Origin of the sequence: Bradyrhizobium macuxiense (assembly GCF_007993935.1) — a bacterium.
GTDB lineage: Bacteria > Pseudomonadota > Alphaproteobacteria > Rhizobiales > Xanthobacteraceae > Bradyrhizobium > Bradyrhizobium macuxiense_A.
This window is the reverse complement of record NZ_VITY01000020.1, coordinates 108,377-127,289: the sequence shown is the minus strand read 5'-3', so window position 1 is coordinate 127,289 and position 18,913 is coordinate 108,377. Positions and strand designations below refer to the sequence as shown.

The window sequence follows — 18,913 nt, the reverse complement described above, 5'->3', positions numbered from 1 at the left end:
GCTGCTACCACCCTGCTATCCGATTGATCAGGGCGGTGCAGTCCTCAGGCAATTCGTTTCCCCGCCAAGCGACGTGACCATCGGGCCTCACCAGCACCAGGTCGCGCTCATAGAGGTCACGTATCTGACGATGGGGTATATCCACGATCTGCAATGGGACAGAGCGGTGTTCGGCGGCGCGTTCAATATCCGCTATCAGATGCTTTCCAAAGCGCAGCAGGACAAAGCCGCGGCCGAATAGATCGAGTGTCGATTTGCCGCCTTCCAACCAAGCGTGCGGAGCCCGGCTGCCAGGCCAAGTGGATGGATAGTAGATCATGTGATCGTCGGGCGGCTCGAGCGAGCCATCCGGCACGCAAATTGGAGAATGACGATAGCGGTAGCCTAGCTGAACGCCAGCAGTGCGAAATTCGCGGAGGCGAAGCGCGAAGTATTGCTCGCAAACGCGCTGCCTGGCAGCGCGCCCCCGTTCGTTGGTTTCATCAAGCAGCGTGTCGGGTGATATTTGGGCGTCTAAATGCCTGTTGTTCGAGGCTTCATTGACGTTCCGGACCGCGATCGGACGACGTTCCGCCTCATAGCTGTCAAGCAGGTTCGGGCCGCCCCATCCGGTGAGCATTGCGTCAAGCTTCCACCCCAGGTCAACCACGTCGCCTATCCCGGTATTCGCTCCGAAGCCGCCCTTCGGCCAACGCAGGTGCACCGCGTCGCCCGCGAGGAAAACGCGATCACGATAGTAACGCTCGGCCACAACACGGTTGCCCTTCCACGGTTGAGCGCGAAGGACTTCAGTCGCTATTTCTGGTCCAAGAATCTTGTTCAGGGTTGCGCCGGCGTCCGGGTTCTCGTCCGCGAGGATGTACATCGACATCCGCCATAACTCTTGGCCATCGACGGCGACAAGGTAGGGACGATGCTCGACATTGAGCATGTGAAGTTGCGTGGGCATCGTTCCGAAGCGCCTCTCTAACTCGCCGCGAAGCTTTGGCGCACGAAAATAGATTGCGAAGTTATGACCTTCGGCGAATGAGCCAACGTAGGAGATACCAAGCCGCCGCCTGACAAGGCTTCGCGCGCCGTCGCACCCGACAAGATAGCTTGCTTCGATCGTGAAGACGTCGCCGTTCGTCAAATCCTCGACCTGAGCCAATACGTGATCGTCGCGCTGCGCGAAGTCCAGCAACCGGTGGCAATATGCAATCCTTCCAAGGTCCCGTCGTTCTGCGCCACGTCTTAGAGCGGGATCAAAGGCCTTTTTCGGACAGAACATCCCGCCTTCTGGCGAGTATGGATTCAGGCGAGGTTCTTCGGCGTTCGATAGTCCGTCGAAGCGTGCCAGGATTTGCCCCTCGAATCTGGTGGCAAAGATGATGACCCTCTTCTGATCTGGCGGAAAGTCGCTCGCGTTGCGCAGATCCTCCGATAGGCCCCACCGTCGGAGGTGCTCCATGGTTCTTGCAAAGATGCCTTCGCCTGCTGGGAAGACAACTGATCCATCGCCTTCATCGATCAAATGATAGGCGACGCTTCGGTAACCGAGTTCATTAGCGAGGGCGAGCCCCACCGGTCCACCACCGACGACCAAAACAGGGATTTGTGACGGACGTTTCATGCGGCCTTCCTAGCGAGATTTGACTGAGAGCGGTGATTACTATATAGGACATGCATTATCCAATACGCAATAACCGTTCAAGGGAGGAAGCTCCGATGTCAACGATGCCGCTCGACGAACTCAAGAAGGCAACCTCCACTCTTTCCGGCACCTGGATTTCGGAGGTCGTTCTGCAGACTGCGCGCTTCGATGAGATGAAGACTTGGTACGAGGCCGTGCTCGGCCGCCCGTTCAACTTCGAGACCGCTCCGAAGGATCCGACAAAGGCGAAGCGCCCTGATCTGGGGGACAAGCAGGTTCGAGCATCTGACATTCGAGCCTGCTTCATGAAGCTGGATCCGTCGTTTCCTTACGGTGGCACGTTCGCATTGTTTGAGCTGCCCTGGCTGGACCGAGCGCCCGGAACAGACCCCGGTCTGAACCATATGCAATTCAAGAATGCCGACCTCGACACGCTGATAAAGCGGCTTGAGCTGTTGAGAGACGGCGGAATTCATCCTCAGCGCTCCGCCAATCACGGTCCCGGCCTGAGCTTCTATTTCAAGGATCCCGACAAGAACGTCGTGGAGTTCTGCATCAACAATTTTGCGTCCCTGGAGGAGACTCTGAAGTTCACGCAATCGGAGCGGTTCAGAAATAATCCCTCTGGACTTGAACTGGATCGGGACGAGTTTATTGCTCGCTATCGGAGCGGTGTGCCTCAAGATCAGCTCCTAGCCATCTGATCCTGCGCTCTACATCGGCCAGAGCCGCGCTAGCGGCGTGTAAGTTGTGTGCCCGAGCGGAGATCCAACCGTGGCGTCGTTTGTGGTCCTCACGATCAATGGGCTGTCCTTTGGTCTCATCCTCTTTCTTCTATCCGCTGGCCTCACCTTGACGCTCGGCTTGATGAGGATTGCAAACCTTGCGCATTGCGGTTTCGCAATGCTCGGTGGATACATAGCGCTTTTCGCAGTCACGAATCTCAAGCTGGGCTTGCTGGAGGCCACGCCGATCGCACTGGTGGGCACGATGTTGCTGGCGCTTCTGTTGGACCGAACCGTTTATCGCTGGGCCCGCGAAGTATCCCAACTCCAACAGGTCATGCTGACTATCGGCCTGACGTTTGTCATGGTGGCCGCAGTGAATCTCATTTTTGGAGCGTCGATCAGGGCGCTGCCGATCCCGGAAGTTTTGAGTGGGAACTACTTCCTGGGTGCATTCGCGATCCCTATTTATCGATTGTTCCTCGTGGCTCTTAGCCTTTTGGTAGCGGGAGCCATTTGGTTCGTGATTCGGTTCACGAACTACGGAGCGCGCCTCCGTGCTGCAATTGACAACCCGCGCATGGCACAGTGTATCGGTAGCAATGTCGATGCAATCGTTAGCTCGGCATTCGTTGCGGGATGCGGACTAGCCGCTCTCGGAGGTGCGTTGGGTACATCGATGTATCCGTTGGAGCCCACATATGCGCTGATATATCTGGTTCCTGTATTGTTGGTCGTAGCCGTCGGTGGCTTGGGAAGTCTCGAAGGTTCACTTCTCGCGGCGATCTTGGTCGGCTTACTCGACACGTATTCTCGCTACTTGCTGCCAGCCATGGGAGGTGCCGCTATCTACGCGATCGCAGCAGGGATTCTCCTGATGCGTCCCCGGGGCCTACTGGGGCAACACAGATGAACAGCCCAGAGCCAAGCGCGACATTGGACGTCGCAGCGTCCGCGGTCGCCAACAGCCTTATCACGCGCACGGTAAGCGCTTGGCGTGTCGAGTTTGCGGTTCTCGCTGCGGTGATGATCTTTTACGCCTTTGGGCAGGATTATCTTGCCCTTGCCAGCACCGCTTTGGTGACGGCCATCTTTGTACTGTCGCTTGACCTCATTGTCGGGTACGCCGGAATTGAGACGCTCGGCCAAGCCGCATTCTTCGGCATCGGAGCTTACGCTGCCGGACTCTATGCGCTGCACGTCGGAACGGATCCGATCATTGGTCTAGCGGTCGGCGCGATTGCGGGCGCGCTTGTCGGCTACCTATCGGGTGAAGTCATACTTCGCACCGGCGGTCTTAGCCTCTTAATGCTCACTCTCGCGGTCGCCTCTGTCATACAGGAGATTGCGAACACCGCCACTTCGATCACGGGGGGCGCGGACGGTCTGTCGGGTTACTCGATTGCTCCAATCTTTGGGCTCTTCCAGTTCGACCTGGCTGGCAAGACCGCCTACTTCTATTCCGCAACCGTGTTAATCGTTGGGCTTGCGATCTGTCGATTTATCGTCGAATCGCCTTTCGGGCTGAGCTTGCGCGGTATCAAGGGTAACGTTACGCGCGCCGCACTGCTGGGCATCGGAACCCACCGCTGCCTGGTTGCTGTGTATGTGATCTCTGCGGCTCTGGCCGGTTTGGCAGGCGCGCTTTCGGCCCAGATTTCGGGGGTGGTGGGTACCGATAGTCTCAGCTTCGTCGTCTCGGGGAATGCGATGGTGATGCTGATACTCGGCGGGGTAGGCAGATTGTACGGCGCCGTAATCGGCGCGATTGTCTTCGTGGTCATCTCCGATCAGGCTGCGAGTGTCGATCCTAAGAACTGGTTGCTGTTTGTTGGTGTTCTCTTGATCCTGGCAGTCAGGTTTGCCCCGACAGGGCTCGCGGGAGTTTTGACGGCGTTGGGAAGGAGGATGGGATGATCCAATCTCCAGCCCTCCAGGTCGTTGACCTTTGCAAGAATTTTGGAGCGCTGCGTGTAACTCAAGAGGTGAGTTTTCATCTGCCGGTAGGCCATCGGAGAGCTTTGATCGGGCCGAACGGCGCCGGAAAGACGTCTTTGATCCATCAGATCACGGGCGTGCTGCGTCCTTCGAGTGGCACCGTCTCTCTGGAGGGGACAAATATCGTCCGGCATTCTATTCAGCAGCGCGTGCGCCAGGGTCTGGTACGCACGTTCCAGATCAATTCGTTGTTCCCAGATCTCACGGTGATCGACAACGTGAGGCTCGCTGCATTGGCAGCCCGAGGCCTGCACCGCAGCTTCGGATTGACGGTCGACCATCGCAGCTTGATTGCAGTCGAGATCGAAAGGCTGCTTTCAACATTGGGACTCGTTGAGTTGGGGACCGTGAAAGTCTCTCACCTGGCTTATGGCAAGAGGCGCCTCGTCGAGATCGCGCTCGCGCTCGCGCTGAAGCCGAAGGTGCTCTTGCTGGACGAGCCCGCGGCCGGTCTTTCACGCCAGGAGATCTCTGTTCTTGTTAGAGTGCTTAGAGCGCTCCCCAAGCATATCGCGGTCCTGATCGTGGAGCATGATATGGAACTCGTCTTTGAGTATGCTGAGAGTATCAGCGTTCTCGTCCAGGGGCGCTTGTTGCGGACCGGAACCGTCGACGAGGTGCGCTCGGACCGCGAAGTTCGCGACGTATATCTAGGGCGACGCCATGTCTAAGCCACTGTCGGTGGAAGCGCTGACGAGCGGATATGGTGACGTGCCTATTCTGACCGGACTATCGATGCGGATCGAGGCCGGATCCTCTATGGCCGTGTTGGGTAGAAATGGCGTAGGCAAGACAACACTTCTTCTGTCCATTCTCGGCTTAATCACCCAGCATAGCGGTTCGATAACTCTGGGCGACCTGCGGTTGGAGCGTATGCTGCCTTTTCGTCGGGCTCGGTCGGGTCTGGCGCTTGTTCCGCAAGAGCGTGAAATCTTTCCGTCACTGACGGTTGATGAAAACCTCGCGGTCGCTCAGCGACACGGGCAGTGGAGTGCCACCGACATTTACGAGCTGTTCCCTCCGCTTGCGCGCAGGAGAAGGAATTTGGGCGACAGGCTTTCGGGAGGAGAGCAGCAGATGCTCGCGCTTGGTCGCGCGCTCGTGACCAATCCTCACGTCTTGCTCCTGGATGAGCCATTTGAGGGTCTCGCCCCCGTTATAGTAGACGTTATCGTCGAGGCCTTGCAGGCCGTGCGCAAAAGGAGCGGATTAACAAGCGTTCTCGTCGAGCACAGGACCGACCTCGCTCTTGAGATCACGGAGCGCGCAATGATTTTGGACCACGGCGCGGCCGTGTGGGAGGGCGCGTCGCAAGCACTTGCGTTGCGAACGGATCTCCTCGCTTCCCTCATTGGTCTCGATGCAACAGGAGCCGAAACGAAGCAGGGGACGAAACATGCAGCGGTATGAACAACGTGATGTGAAGTCGGCCGGGCGGCGCTGGTTGCTTTGGACGATCCTATCCGTAGGGTTTCTGGGCTGGTCCGCGAGCTATGGCAACGCGTCCGAGAGCGTAAAAGTAGGATTACTTCTGCCGATTTCCGGGACGGCAGCGGAGTTCGGAGAGCGCATGAAGCAGGGTGTTGATTTGGCGTTGGAAGAACGCGGCAAAGCCACCGGTAAGAATGATATCGAGATTGTGCTCCGCGATACGGGTGACGCTTCGCTTCAGCGGGTTCGCCAACTCGCGCAGGAACTGGTCGTGCGAGAGAATGTCAAGTACCTGGCGGGTTTGGATACAACTCCCGCAGTCTTGGCCGTTGCCGACGTCGTCAACCAGGCCAAGATCCCTTTCGTTATCTTCAATTCCGGCACGTCCGGCGTGACCAAGAAGTCTCCGTACTTCGTTCGGGCCGGCTTTACGCAATGGGCGATCTCTTATCCCCTCGGAAAACGGCTGGGCGTCGATGGGAAAAAGCGCGTCGTCATCATCATTCACGATTTTGCGCCTGGCTACGATGCCGCGTCCTCTTTCTCAGCCGGCTTAACCGAGTCGGGAGGAGCCGTGCTGGACACGCTCAAGGTGCCGCTTGGAACGTCCGATCCATCCAGCTATCTTCAACGCATCCAAGACGTCTCGCCCGATGCTGTGTTCATGTTCTTCAAGGTCGGACCGTTTGGAGTTAACTTCGTGCGGGATTACCTTGGCAAGGGACTGCGCAGCAGAGGTATCGAGCTGTTCGGTACGGGAGAACTCGACGAAACCAATCTCAAGGCGATCGGTGCCGGCGCGGTGGGAATCGAGACCTCATTTGTCTACGGGCCGGACTTGAAGAGCGCCAAGAACGCGAGTTTCGTAACTGGCCTGCAGAACAAGTACGGTTCAGAGTTTCTGCCGTCCCCGTTTAACGTTCAAGCCTATGACGGGATGCAACTCGTGTTTCGGATGATCGATACGGCAGGTGACAGGCGGGCCGGAGCGGATCCCATCGATTCGATAAGGGACTTCTCCTGGGAAAGCCCGCGTGGGCGGGTCAGCATCGATCCGGAAACGAGAGAAATTGTTCAGCGTGTATACCTTCGCAAAGTCGTTGATGACGGCGGTCGGCTCGTCAACCGTGCGTTCGACGATTTCGGCGAGATTCGCCCGCCGGTGAACTAAGTGGACGAGCCGAGCGCCTTTGTAGGCCCGGCAGCGGCATCAAATCGCGATAGGAGATCCTGCCCGGCTCCGATCCCTCTCGAAATCTCCTGGGTCGTTGCCCGCAATTCCTTCAGTGGTCCGCTCCCCGGCTCCGACCCGATCCTTCCTTCCGTTCCCAGGAGGGTAACCGTTAACACGATCTTTCCGTCCCTGTCGAAAACAGGGGCGGAGAGGGCATCTATTCCGGCCCGTCGCTCGCCTCTCGAGAACGAGACCCCGCTATGAACGATGTCGTCCACGAGCTTGGATAGCCTGTTCCGTATTTCATCCTTTGCGATGCCCTCCTTCGACGCTGCTGAAGCGATTTCGCGATCGAGGAGTGGCTTCAGCAACTCCGAGCTTTGAAACGCACACCAGACCCGCCCCGTGGCTGAGGAGATCAGCGGCAATACCAGGCCCTCGCTGACTTTCACAACAACATCATCCGGTCCGCCGCGCCAACGTAGCACCGTTGGTCCGGCCGTACCCCAGATAGATAGATGGGCGTCCGTTCGAGCAGCTTCGGTCAGTTTTGGGAGGCTTTGTAACGCGACATCGATGGCGTCGACGCGCCGCAGCGCGGCCAACCCGAGCTGGATTGCGAGCGGTCCAAGATCGTAGCGTCCCGTGGCGGAATCCTGCAACGTCATCCCTGCGTCCGCAAAGCTCACAAGGTAGCGATAGACATTGCTGGCCGCCATGTCCGCGGCGGCGGCAATATCGCGTAGATACATAGGTTTGCGACTTTCGATCAGAACCTTGAGCACCCGAAGGCCGACCGTCGCCGATTGAACGCCCAACGGCTTCTGTTTGCCAGGGGTATCCTTCTTTGGCATCTTTGCTCCCGTTGGCCCCGCTGCTGGGAATTGACTTGCTTGTGAAACTGCAATCCGTCCCGCCAAGGCTAGCTGAGTACGGGCAATAAACCCAGCCGCTTGCCTGGATTGTCATACGCTTGTTTTAGTCGAGCTGGCCTCATCCGAAACAAGAAGAGCTTGAGGCCCAATCGATCGTGCTCGACGCCGAGCCTGCAGTCTACTGGTCGAGGTCAAGACCGCTCCACCATGTGAGGTCGACTAGGATCGATGCATTGGTTGAGGTCGTTACGTGGCATTATGCTTGTCGTTAAGTCGCTCTCCAAACCCAAGGGAGTCAGGCTATCGGCGGTTCGGTCACAGAGGCTGCTTGACCGGATTTCGCCTTCGTGAAGGCTGCAGTAGGCACTTCTTCGGCCCCTCGGCCCTGTACGGGTTCCGCGGCCCCATAGACGAGCGAATGCAGTGATTCGACCTCAGTTTCGAGCTCGCACAAGCGGAAGGATACATTCTGCAAATCGAGCACGTGTTGCCCGAAGATGGAGTGGTTGGCGGCTTACTCGCGTGAGATCGCCGATCCGTTCAGACGCCCGCAGTTGGACGGCAGCGCCCCCGAGGCGCTCGAGTTGGAACCACGACGTCTGGTAGACGAAGCTCTTTCCCGTCTTCCGGGATACGATTGACCCGCGGCAGTCGGACATCCTCGAAGGAGATCTACGTCGTTCCCGATGACTGCATACCGACCTTCTTGAACTGAGGGGCAGTCGCCATGCCGCACTTGTCCATCGGGACGCAGATCACGCCGTATTGCGATGATTTTGGGTCGTCCTGTTATACGTTCACCAGCAAGCAGAATCCAGTCCGCCTGCGTGCCGTTGGTCGCCCTCATCTTGGTGCGATTGACTTATAGTCGCTGTCAGCCGACCGCCGATGCAGTCCCCGGAGAACAGCCAATGGGAAGTACGCGGGCGATGCCGTCGGGATGCGGCAATCGCGCAAGGTGGAACGTTACCGGACGAAGGAGTTTGGGCCCCGAAGGATCTGCAAGGGCCCAAATGACAGTCTAGGTGAAAATGGCCACCGTCGGCGATGGGGACCATCGTGGGACTCAGGCCTGGCGAAACTGCGGATCAGGCTGTCCTTGAGGCTCAACGCGGCACGGAATCGAGATTTTGGTCGCCGACCAACCAACGCGTGCATTAGCAATTGCCATGGGCGGGCCGCCGGCGCTGCCGGTGCTCCTTCATTTCAGCTCCGTGCGTCGGAGGTACATTTGGTCGCCACTATTCAGGCCGAGCCCGTAGCTCCAAGCGATCGGCTCGCCAATGCCGCGACTGCTCGGCAAAGCTCGAGAGTGAGCTTCACGAGCCGCTCTCAAACCTGTCGCTCTCCCGCGCAACCGGATAGGGGATGACGTCTCGGATCGTTGCGAATACCGGTTCATCGAACCGCACTTACCGGCGTTAACGTCACAAACGTCGCGGCAAATGGAGTGCGCCCAGGTGTTGCGAGCCGATCGGCAGGTCTGTCACCGGCAAGCATCGCAGCGAAGCGCAATTGCCGGTTTGGAAGAAAAAAGCCGGTGTGGGGACATCCACACCGGCAGTCGCTCAGGTAATCGTTATGGTTCTTGTTGAGGTAACAGCTCTCCTAGAATTTGGATGTAATGCCCGCATAGACGGTTTGTTCTGTGCAGCTGTTATTGCTGGCACCGTTAGCAAAGGAGCACACGGGGCTGGCCGGATTGCTTCCATCGAAACCGTACTTGTTCTTCCAGTATCGATAGGCGACGAAAGTTTCGAGGAAATGCGAATATTTCGGTCCCCATACGGCCTTGCTCACGTCGAACGTCAGCCGAATTGGTTCGAGATTATATTCGGTTGCGGTGTTCCAACTCGACGGAAGAGTATATCCGCCATACGCACCATTGCCTTTCGCCCCGTAGATCCCGGCGTGCCCACTCCATGAGAAGTATCGAAGGTTCTCCGGCAGGAATCCAAGTTCTCCGCCGTAGTCAATTTCCAGGGCCCAGGTCGGTCGATAGTGCAGATTGCCGTCGACCGTCCCAGTAAAGCCCGCAGGTAGCAAGCCCACATATCTCGGCGAACCAAATACGAGGCCGAACGGCGAGTTTCCAACATTGTTGGGGTAAGCGAAGGTGGAATGGTTCCATTCTTGATAGTAGAGCGGTGCAACGTTCAAATAGCCCTTGTAAGGAAGGTCGAACGCAAACTGCAAACCAGCCACGATCGCCTTCCTGTCAGGTGACGAATAGAGTTGCGTGGAGCGGAAATCACCACCAAGCTCCAGCGAAACATTGCGCAACGGTCCCGCCCTGAAGGCGGTGGTGTTGAACACTTCGTTGAAGCCGAACGTGCTGCGCAGCTTTGCGTTCATTTCATATTCACCCATGCAAGGGCCGTTCTGACCGAACACGGGCTTGTTGTAGGCCTGCGAACACGGAGCAGCTGGGTCCCGCCCATCGGACTTCAAAAGCTCTGCGTACACTTGATTCGTTCCGTAGGACCAGACATCGTTATGCGTGAAGGCATAAACCTGCTTGATCGTCTTGTCCGTCGCACCGGGCGAGGTTGCGTTCGGCAGCACGCCAACGGTCAACATGTTGTCTACGCTTTTCACGAACGGAAGCCCAAAGGCGGAAGTAGACGGCGTGCCCGGAATCTCCGCACCAAGCTTCATGGTCATGCCGTAGTAAATGCCGCTGTCATTGCAGCTTCCGTTGGGCACTTTGTTCGTGACGCAGTTCGGATCGACAGAAGGATTGAATCCCGTGATATTTCGGTCGTATCGCCAAGCTGCCCACACATCTACGAGGTGAGCATACTGTGGCCCCCAGAACAGCTTGCCGGCATCCAATGTCAACCTGATCGGTTCTAGCGCATAGCCGACAACATGATCGTAGGCCGGGTTGCGGTTATAGCCGCCTGTACCGTCCGCACCGCGCACGACAGCTCGCCCGCTGATCGCGAAGTACTGAAGAGACGGCGGCAAAAAGCCGAGGTCCATGTAGTAATTCAGATCGACGCCCCAAGTCGGATCAAATTTTGCGATTCCGTCTGGAAGGAAGCTGTACGGCGGCCTGGGAGCAAAGACGGCGCCAACAACGCTCGGATCGCCAAAAATGGAGTTGTACTGCCATCGCTGGAAATAGAGCGGGCTAATGTTGAGATAGCCCTTGTAGGGCAAGGCAAATCCAAACTGCAAGCCGGCAACGACTGCTGTTTGGCTGACTGCAGCACCCACATTCGAGACCATTACATCTGCCCCGCCCAAGAACGAGATGTTGGTCAACGGACCAGCGGAGAATGCATTCGTGCCAAACAGTTCGTTCCAACCCAGCGTACTGCGAAGGGAGGCGATGTTTTGTGTGGCTCCGGCGCACTGACCGACAGGAAAGCCGATTGCAGGTCCCACGCATGGAGTCATTGGAGCCGAATGATCCCACTGATTCCTCAGCAACGAAAAAGTGTTTGTACCGTAGGCCCAGGCATCGAAGTGGGTGAACGCGGTGGTTATGAGATTGGACTTGGCGGAAAAACTCGGTACCGCGACCGAAGGAAAGTTCGCCACCGTGATACGATTGTCGTTGATGAAAAAGAATGGCTTCTCAGGCGCTGGTGCCTTCTTTGCCAGCGGCGCTTTGGTCGGTTCTTTGCGTACGTCGGCGGATTGATCGGCCGCTGCCGCCAAGCACGTCATAGAAATCAGTCCGGCTATTGATCCGAACAGTCGCCTCGTCAAGTTCATTACAAGTCCCCCTTTAGAAAGCGTGATAACAGATCCAGCTCGATTTGAAGATCGCTTGGTCTGCGCACTCTGATCCCTCCCGATCATCATGCGCGTTATTTAGGAATTCGGTTTCGGTACAAAGCCGCGCTAGCGAGGTTACGATCCAAATCGTGGTGGTATGCAATTTCCAGAGTTACTGAAGTCTCATGGCCTCGAGAGGCAATGAGCGTTGCGAAAGCAGGGAGCAGACTCCCAAGTTGATGAAGCCAGGTCTTGAAGCTAACCGCGTTTACGGCTCTGCGATTGGAGTTGAATGGAGCCCACGGCGTCGCAGTAACCGAATCTCTGGTCACGGCGTCACGTTCCGGAGTTGCGTTTGATCGTGTACGTGGAAATGCGCCGCCCCGGTGTCCCGAGGCACTGGCGTAGCACTTTCGATCAAGGCGTCTCTTCACTTCTCCCCCCTCCAATCCCGTTGGATAGCTCAAGCTCAAGATTTCGGATTTTCTTCTGAGCCTAACATGGCCGAAACGGCGTCGAGAGGGGCGTGAACGCGCATTCCGCCTGATGGGATTTGTTGTTAGGGTTGTTGCCTGGATTTGGCTGCCTTGGTTAAACCCGAGCGAGCCAAAAAGGCACGTGCAAGTGCAATCTGAAGAGGGGAGGGACCTATGATTGAAAAAGCTGGCAAAGCCCTGTTAGTCGCTGCTGCGCTTATTGCCGGGGCGGCACCTGTGTTCGCCGAGTCTTCCGTGGTTTGCGCAATAGCCGCGCCCACTCCCTCGACCGGAAACATCTTCTACGCTGTTGCGCAGGAGGCCGGATTCTTCAAGGATGAGGGATTAAGTGTCGAATTCCGATACACGGCAGGTGGCCCGATCGCCACACAGATGGTCGGCAACGGCAATGCGGACGTCTCGGAGGTCAGCTTCGAGCCTGTAGCCGCGGGTTATTTGAACGGTGTCCGCGGCAAGTATGTCTTTTCGGGTTGGAGCAAGCTGGTCTATGCGATCGGCGTACCTGAAGAGAGCCCCGTCAAGGCGCTGGCCGATCTCCAGGGAAAGCGGCTAGGCGCAATTACGATCGCAAGCGCGTCCATTCCAATCGCTAAGTCCATCTTCAAGAGCTCCGGCATTCAAGTCGACAGTTCGAATTTTGTGCCGATCGGGCTGGGCGCCAGCGCGCTCGCCGCTCTTCAGTCAGGCCAGGTCGCGGCCTATGCGGCGAATAGCTATTCGTTTGCGGTGTTGGCCCGCTTTGGCATGAAGTTTCGGTACTTCGAGCATCCCCGACTGTCGCGCGTAGGGAACGGTGGGTTCTTCGTGTCGACTTCGCTGATGCAAAATAGACCGAAGGATGTCAGCGGCTTTATGCGTGCGATTGCGAAGTCGTACGTGTTCACCGCGGCGAACCGAGAGGCCGCGGTCCGCATGCTTTGGAAGGCCTATCCAGCCGTTCGCGGAGCTGGATCAGACGAGGAAGCGATGAAGGCGGCAATGGCGGAACTTGACGTGGCTTTGCCGTATTTTGATTTGAACCCGGCATCTGGCAAGTTCGGGCTCTTCGACTCCAAGGCGGTCGACGAATATCTGCAGACGCTCCGCGAGGAAGGTGTACTGAGCGGGAGCGTCACGGCTAACGAGATCCTCACCGATCAATTCCTCTCGACAATCAACGAGTTTGATCGCGGAGCCGTGCAGCGGATCGCGCGCGGATGGTCGAAGAGCTAACTGCGTCCGTTCGACCGTAGGAGACCCAATGGCGGAACTTACAATCATGCGAAAGAGCGCCCAGGCGCCGAGCGGAGAGCCCGAAGCAGCCATTCTGCAGGCAAAGGACGTCACCTGCTCGTACACATCCCGTGACGGGTCGTCGGTCACGGCTATTCAACGCGCCAGCTTTGATATCCGGCAGGGTGAGTTTGTATCGATCCTCGGCCCATCGGGATGCGGGAAGAGCACTCTTCTCATGATTATGGCCGGATTGCTCAAGGCGAGCGGAGGGTCGGTGTCCTTCAAGGGAGGCGAGATCGTAGGCCCTCCCGAAGATTTCGGCTTCGTCTTTCAAGATCCAGTTCTTCTTCCTTGGAGGACGGTCCAGAAGAATGTCGAGCTGCCGGGCGAGCTCCGAGGCATGTCGGGGCCAGAACTTTCGCGTCGGGCGGTGGCGATGCTCGAATTGGTAAAGCTTGCTGGATTCAGTGCCAAGTATCCGCACGAGCTATCCGGTGGCATGCGCCAGCGAGTTGCGATCGCGCGCGCACTTGTCATGAATCCATCCTTGCTCTTGATGGACGAGCCGTTCGGTGCCTTGGACGCGATGACGCGCGACAAACTGAATCTTGACTTGCAGCGAATCGGGATCGAAACCGGCGCAACGATCATGTTCGTCACGCATTCCATCCCAGAGGCGGTGTTCCTTTCGGATCGCGTGCTTGTCATGTCTTCCCGGCCGTCCACGGTCAGCGCAGTCGTCTCCATTGAGATTCCGCGTCCGAGGCCAATCGAAATGATGAATACTGATGCGTTCGGCAGCTATGTCAGTGAGCTTCGCCGGCGGCTTGATGGAGGTCACAACGAATGACCCAAGCTACTGCAACGGCGACGGATCGCCCGGCTAGGTCTATGAAGTTTCCTCAAAGTCTCACCGCGGCGATCTCTTTTGTGATTCTGCTTGCCGTGGCTGAAATTGCCATTTCAGCCTTCCACGTCGCGCCCTACATTTTTCCGGCTCCCTCCGCAATCGCGGTTCGGCTCGCTCAAGATGTTCAGTCTGGCGAAGTCTGGATGAACGTTGGGATAACGCTACTCGAAGTCGTGCTTGGCTTCTTCGCAGGGGCGATTGCGGCGGTTGCGCTTGGTACGGCCGTGGCGCGCATTCGCATAGTGGAAGTCATTCTCCTGCCCTACGTCCTGGTTATTCAGACGATTCCGAAAATCGCGATCGCGCCTCTTTTTCTCATTTGGTTCGGCTTCGGACTGTCGGCAAAGGTCGTGTCGGCGGCGCTGCTCGCGTTTTTTCCGATCTTCGTCAACGTCGTATCCGGGCTCAAGGACATTGACGAAAAGCGCATCGTGCTGATGCGGGCCTTGCGCGCGACTCCTGTTCAGATTTTCCTCAAGGTGCGGCTCCCAAGCATGCTGCCATACTTCTTCGCAGGGATGGAAACGGGGATTGTCTTCGCGGTTCTGGGGGCGCTGGTCGGAGAATATATCGGCGGATCGGTCGGGCTTGGCGCCCTCGTCATCCAACGTCAGGCCGCCATGGATGTCGCCGGCGTGTTCTCGACATTGGTGTTTCTCTCCTGCATGGGCGTGACGCTGAACGGCGTTGTACGCGTTGCAAAGCGCAGGCTTGTGGATTGGTAAGCGTTCACGGGTAAGCGGAACGATCGTCTGAAGGTGGGGTCCCATGGACTATCAGCTGATAACTAACCAACGCGCATTTTGGCAGGCCGTCGGTATGCGGGCAATCGGTACCGCCGTCGTCACGGCTCAGGGTCCTGACGGCCCAGCCGGCTTTCTTGCATTGTCGACCGCTCATCTGTCGTCAGAGCCGCCGCTTATGACAGTTTCGATTGGGCGATCGACGTCGGCGCTTGCCGCTGTTCTGCACAGCAAGCACTTTGCGATCAATTTTCTGGCGGTTGGCAGCGAGGATCTGGCCGCTGAATTTGGGGGGCGAGGCACGCGACAGGGCACCGATCGCTTCTTGCTTGCCGAGTGGACCACGATGATGTCGGGAGCTCCAACCCTTGAGGGTGCCGTTGGCGTCATTGATTGCAAACTGGAAGATACAATAGACCGAGCCAACACCATCATCGCTGTTGGGCGAATCCTCTGCTTTGCGTCCGATAGTCAGCGCGCTCCGCTTGTTAGCTTCGGCGGCAAGTTTTTAGGTCAGTGAAAGACACCTAACAAACACAGGCCTTGGTACATCAAAAGGCGAGTGACACGAGGTAAGCAATCAATATGCGGATCGACTCAGGATACGGTGGTGATGCCGCATGAGTAGCTCGGAGGTGCGAAACGTGCTGCAGTTTCGTGGACGACAGCAGCGCGCGTTGGTCAATCCCGCTGAGAATAGCGGCGACGAGCCGGGGTTTTGTCGCGCGCGCGTCGACGAGGAGATGCGCCCTGAACATCCGACCGCTGCCCCGATGGTTGTTGTTCTGGGAGAGATAGTGGCCTCATGGTGTTACGCCAGCTCGCTCGTCTGGGGCCAGTTGCTCCCGCCCCACAGCGATCCCCAAGAGTAAGGTGTTCCCATGTCACTAGGTCAAGTGTTGCCCGGCAGCGAGCCAGATGTAGGCGGATTCACAATAGTTCGGCGTGAGCCTGAAATTGTGCGCTATAGACTTTGGCTCGCGGCAACCCGACAGCTTTCATTCGACAGTTACGATGATCTTTGGAGGTGGTCGACAGCAAATCTCGAAGAATTCTGGCAAAGCATATGGGACTATTTCGCCCTTCGATCTCCGACGCCGCACACGTGCGTTCTTGCGGAACGGCGCATGCCCGGAGCGAAGTGGTTTCCGGGGGCTACCGTCAACTATGTCGAACAAGTCTTCCGTCACGTTGATAGGGCGTCTGCGGCCGGCTTGCCGGCGATTGTGTCTCGGAACGAAAAGGGCGATCATCGCGAGGTCGCTTGGCCTGATCTCAGGCGGCAGGTCGCAAGTCTCGCACTCCACCTGAGATCGCAAGGTGTGCAGCCCGGCGATCGCGTGGTCGGCTATCTTCCCAACATTCCAGAGGCGATAGTCGCATTTCTGGCGACTGCCAGCATTGGGGCAGTTTGGAGTATCTGTGCCCCAGACATGGGAACGCAGGCGGTCCTCGATCGGTTCAAGCAAATCGAACCCAAAGTTTTGATTGCATGTGACGGCGTAACTTATTCAGGTGTGGTTTACGATCGAACCGAGGTTTTAGCGCAGATTCGAGCCGCACTTCCTTCGGTCCGCCACGTCATTGTCCATGAGAATATTGGCACCGCATCGAGCGTCGCCGACTGTGTGCGGTTTGACCGCGTGGTGTCGCGGGATGATAACGCAACGGCATCCTTCGAGCCGCAGTGGTTGCCGTTCGATCACCCGCTCTGGATCGTGTACTCCAGTGGCACTACGGGGTTGCCGAAGCCGATCGTTCATGGCCATGGCGGCACCGTCATCGTGGCGCTCACAACCCTAGCCATTCATTGCGACATCGGTTGCAGCTATAAGCAAAGCTCGTTTGGCGAACGCTTCCACTGGTACAGCTCGACGGGCTGGGTGATGTGGAACGCCCAAATTGGCGGCCTGCTCAATGGTACGACGCTTTGTATCTATGACGGCAATCCTGGTGGGACGAAAGCGAACCCAGACTGGACGACATTATGGCGCTTCGCCGCGGACCTGAAGGTGTCATTCTTCGGAGTAGGCGCTGCGTTCTTCGCCAATTGCATGAAGGCTGGCGTTGAATTTTCAAAGTGTGGCGATCTCTCTAGCATTCGGGCACTTGGTACGACGGGATCTCCACTTAGCGAAGAGGTGCAGAGTTGGGGTAGCAGGCAGTTTGCGGCTTTAGCGCTTTCGAACGGCAACCAGGAACAAGCGGATATTTGGTGGTGTAACATTTCCGGGGGGACCGACTTCGCGGGTGCCTTCATCGGCGGAAACCGAGAGTTGCCCACAATTCCTGGAGAGATGCAGTGCCGGCTGCTCGGGTGTGCGGTGCAAACGTTCGACGAGCACGGCAAACCCGTCATTGATGCGGTAGGCGAACTCGTTTGCACCGAACCGATACCCTCAATGCCGCTTTTCCTTTGGGGGGATACGGACGGCAAGCGGCTCATCGCAAGTTACTTCGACACATATCCAGACAATTATGATGGGACAGGACGTGGACCCGCTTGGCGCCACGGTGACTGGCTGAAGATAACCGGCCGTGGGACCTGCATTATCTATGGCCGCAGCGATGCAACGATCAATCGACACGGTCTGCGGATGGGTACGAGTGAACTCTATCGTGCGGTCGAAGCGCTTCCCGAGGTCGTAGATTCGTTAGTCGTCGATATCGAGTACCTTGGACGAGAGAGCTTCATGCCGCTCTTTGTCGCCTTGGGTACAGACGTCGTACTTGATGAGAAACTCAAGGGAAAAATCAATGATGCGATAAGGATCGCCTTGTCGCCGCGTTTCGTGCCGAATGCTATCTATCAGGTGGCGGAGATTCCGCGTACCCTTTCTGGCAAGAAGCAGGAGTTGCCGATCAAGAAGCTGTTGCTTGGGCAGCCGCTTGAGAACGTGATCAACAAGGATGCGATGGCGAATCCAGGATGTCTCGAGTGGTACCGCGGCTTCGCCGAGAAGTACTTGAACCGCGATAGGACGAACGCATAGAGCTGTCACGGTGCCAATGACGCGGATTGGCTGTTGTTGCCTTCCGCCATAGTGGCTTAGGGGTGGCTAAGAGAGGGTCACTCTTGCGCTCTCAAGGCGGAGCAAATTCACGGCTCTCGGGGAGCCCAGTTATAGACCCGGCTTAGAGTGTCTCCCATCAATTTGGCAAGGTCGCTTTCGGATAGCCGCGTGGATCGGCGGAACGCGTCGACACCCTGACCATAGCTCAACAATGCCGTGGCCCGGGTCCAGTCGGTTCCCCACAGGCAACGATCGAGTCCATACGCGTCGAAGATCCGTTTAAGCGGTGCCCAGATATCGTCGTAGGGATAGCTCTGATGGGAAAGTGTGCAAGCGCCGGAGATTTTGATCATTACGTTGGGATGACGGGCAAGGTGCAAAACCTTGGGCAGTTCGGCCCACGGGTCTGGTGGAGCTGGCGGCGCAATGGGCTGGGGGAGGCCAATATGATCAATCACAATGATGGTATTCGGATTGCGCGCGGCTATTGTATCGAGCCGGTCGAGTTGACCCCAACAGAATACATTTACCGGCAATGCGTGGTTCGCCGAGGCCGCAAGCATTTGGCCGATGCCTGGGTTATCAACGGCGACCTTTGGATCCAACATTAGCCGTGCACCTATCGCGCCTTTCGTCGACCTCCAATCGGCGATCTGCTCAGTAATGGCGGGATTAAGAGGATCAAACGGGCGCACGAGACCAAAACGAGTAGGGTGCCTGGCGTGCGCTTCCAGCGCGTAGCTTGCATCATATCGGTAGAGGGAGAACGGGGAGACCAAAATGGCGCCATTCACGCCAACTTCAGTCATGGCTCTAACCATGTCCTCGGCTGTCACCTCTTCAGGGCCGGCAATTGTGGCAGCCCATGGTCGCTCCGGTTTGTTGCGCTCGTACGCATGGACCTGGGCATCGATGATCATCGCTTGTGTCGACTTTTGGTGAATCCCTCGAACTAGGATCCGGTACCAA

General features: G+C 57.3%; 16 protein-coding genes. 11 read left to right on the top strand and 5 right to left on the bottom strand.

The features are described 5' to 3' along the window. Nucleotides 1–4: 4 nt before the first annotated feature. The gene (locus tag FBZ93_RS36995) at nucleotides 5–1,612 is read right to left on the bottom strand and encodes an FAD-dependent monooxygenase (RefSeq protein ID WP_146992350.1); all 1,608 of its coding nucleotides are present in this window, start codon (nucleotides 1,610–1,612) and stop codon (nucleotides 5–7) included. 95 nt (nucleotides 1,613–1,707) lie between these two features. Here FBZ93_RS36995 and FBZ93_RS36990 point away from each other — a divergent pair, with 95 nt between their 5' ends. The 6 genes from FBZ93_RS36990 to FBZ93_RS36965 all read left to right on the top strand — a co-directional run bounded on the left by FBZ93_RS36990 (nucleotide 1,708) and on the right by FBZ93_RS36965 (nucleotide 6,958). Then, a complete protein-coding gene (locus FBZ93_RS36990) occupies nucleotides 1,708–2,337 on the top strand; it encodes a VOC family protein (RefSeq protein WP_146992348.1) in 630 nt (209 codons plus the stop codon). A gap of 70 nt (nucleotides 2,338–2,407) precedes the next feature. Beyond that, nucleotides 2,408–3,271 (top strand): branched-chain amino acid ABC transporter permease, encoded by an 864-nt coding sequence (locus FBZ93_RS36985; protein ID WP_146992346.1) that lies wholly within the window; start codon nucleotides 2,408–2,410, stop codon nucleotides 3,269–3,271. Next, nucleotides 3,268–4,275, top strand: coding sequence for a branched-chain amino acid ABC transporter permease (locus FBZ93_RS36980; RefSeq protein ID WP_146992344.1), 1,008 nt, complete (start codon nucleotides 3,268–3,270; stop codon nucleotides 4,273–4,275). The genes FBZ93_RS36985 and FBZ93_RS36980 overlap by 4 nt, the downstream gene beginning before the upstream one ends. Beyond that, nucleotides 4,272–5,027, top strand: a complete 756-nt coding sequence (locus FBZ93_RS36975) for an ABC transporter ATP-binding protein (RefSeq protein WP_146992343.1) — start codon at nucleotides 4,272–4,274, stop codon at nucleotides 5,025–5,027. The genes FBZ93_RS36980 and FBZ93_RS36975 overlap by 4 nt, the downstream gene beginning before the upstream one ends. Beyond that, entirely contained in the window at nucleotides 5,020–5,766 is a 747-nt protein-coding gene (locus FBZ93_RS36970) for an ABC transporter ATP-binding protein (protein ID WP_146992341.1), read from the top strand. Before FBZ93_RS36975 ends, FBZ93_RS36970 begins: the two co-directional genes overlap by 8 nt. Beyond that, on the top strand, nucleotides 5,753–6,958 hold the full coding sequence (locus tag FBZ93_RS36965) for an ABC transporter substrate-binding protein (RefSeq protein ID WP_167529395.1): 1,206 nt from the start codon (nucleotides 5,753–5,755) through the stop codon (nucleotides 6,956–6,958). Before FBZ93_RS36970 ends, FBZ93_RS36965 begins: the two co-directional genes overlap by 14 nt. On the opposite strand, the gene FBZ93_RS36960 is transcribed toward FBZ93_RS36965, so the two are convergent. From FBZ93_RS36960 to FBZ93_RS36950, 3 genes are all read right to left on the bottom strand, one after another. Next, nucleotides 6,955–7,815: an IclR family transcriptional regulator gene (locus FBZ93_RS36960; protein WP_146992338.1), complete on the bottom strand. Its 861-nt coding sequence runs from the start codon at nucleotides 7,813–7,815 to the stop codon at nucleotides 6,955–6,957. The two genes, FBZ93_RS36965 and FBZ93_RS36960, sit on opposite strands and share 4 nt — an antisense overlap. A 316-nt stretch (nucleotides 7,816–8,131) precedes the next feature. After that, complete coding sequence (locus FBZ93_RS42030) at nucleotides 8,132–8,335, bottom strand: acyl-CoA dehydrogenase family protein (protein ID WP_146992403.1); 204 nt, start codon at nucleotides 8,333–8,335, stop codon at nucleotides 8,132–8,134. Between the two features lie 1,109 nt (nucleotides 8,336–9,444). Then, nucleotides 9,445–11,562: a hypothetical protein gene (locus FBZ93_RS36950; protein ID WP_146992336.1), complete on the bottom strand. Its 2,118-nt coding sequence runs from the start codon at nucleotides 11,560–11,562 to the stop codon at nucleotides 9,445–9,447. A 653-nt stretch (nucleotides 11,563–12,215) separates the two neighbouring features. On the opposite strand from FBZ93_RS36950, the gene FBZ93_RS36945 reads away from it, so the two are divergent. The 5 genes from FBZ93_RS36945 to FBZ93_RS36925 all read left to right on the top strand — a co-directional run bounded on the left by FBZ93_RS36945 (nucleotide 12,216) and on the right by FBZ93_RS36925 (nucleotide 17,923). Continuing rightward, on the top strand, nucleotides 12,216–13,274 hold the full coding sequence (locus tag FBZ93_RS36945; protein WP_146992334.1) for an ABC transporter substrate-binding protein: 1,059 nt from the start codon (nucleotides 12,216–12,218) through the stop codon (nucleotides 13,272–13,274). A 28-nt stretch (nucleotides 13,275–13,302) separates the two neighbouring features. Further along, nucleotides 13,303–14,127, top strand: a complete 825-nt coding sequence (locus FBZ93_RS36940) for an ABC transporter ATP-binding protein (RefSeq protein WP_246667794.1) — start codon at nucleotides 13,303–13,305, stop codon at nucleotides 14,125–14,127. Next, nucleotides 14,124–14,912: an ABC transporter permease gene (locus FBZ93_RS36935; protein WP_146992333.1), complete on the top strand. Its 789-nt coding sequence runs from the start codon at nucleotides 14,124–14,126 to the stop codon at nucleotides 14,910–14,912. Before FBZ93_RS36940 ends, FBZ93_RS36935 begins: the two co-directional genes overlap by 4 nt. Nucleotides 14,913–14,955: 43 nt before the next feature. After that, nucleotides 14,956–15,450: a flavin reductase family protein gene (locus FBZ93_RS36930; RefSeq protein WP_146992331.1), complete on the top strand. Its 495-nt coding sequence runs from the start codon at nucleotides 14,956–14,958 to the stop codon at nucleotides 15,448–15,450. A gap of 415 nt (nucleotides 15,451–15,865) precedes the next feature. Then, nucleotides 15,866–17,923 carry an acetoacetate--CoA ligase gene (locus FBZ93_RS36925; RefSeq protein WP_246667796.1) on the top strand — a complete coding sequence of 686 codons (2,058 nt, stop codon included), beginning with the start codon at nucleotides 15,866–15,868 and terminating at the stop codon, nucleotides 17,921–17,923. A 107-nt stretch (nucleotides 17,924–18,030) separates the two neighbouring features. On the opposite strand, the gene FBZ93_RS36920 is transcribed toward FBZ93_RS36925, so the two are convergent. Continuing rightward, a complete protein-coding gene (locus FBZ93_RS36920) occupies nucleotides 18,031–18,864 on the bottom strand; it encodes an amidohydrolase family protein (RefSeq protein ID WP_167529393.1) in 834 nt (277 codons plus the stop codon). Nucleotides 18,865–18,913: the final 49 nt, after the last annotated feature.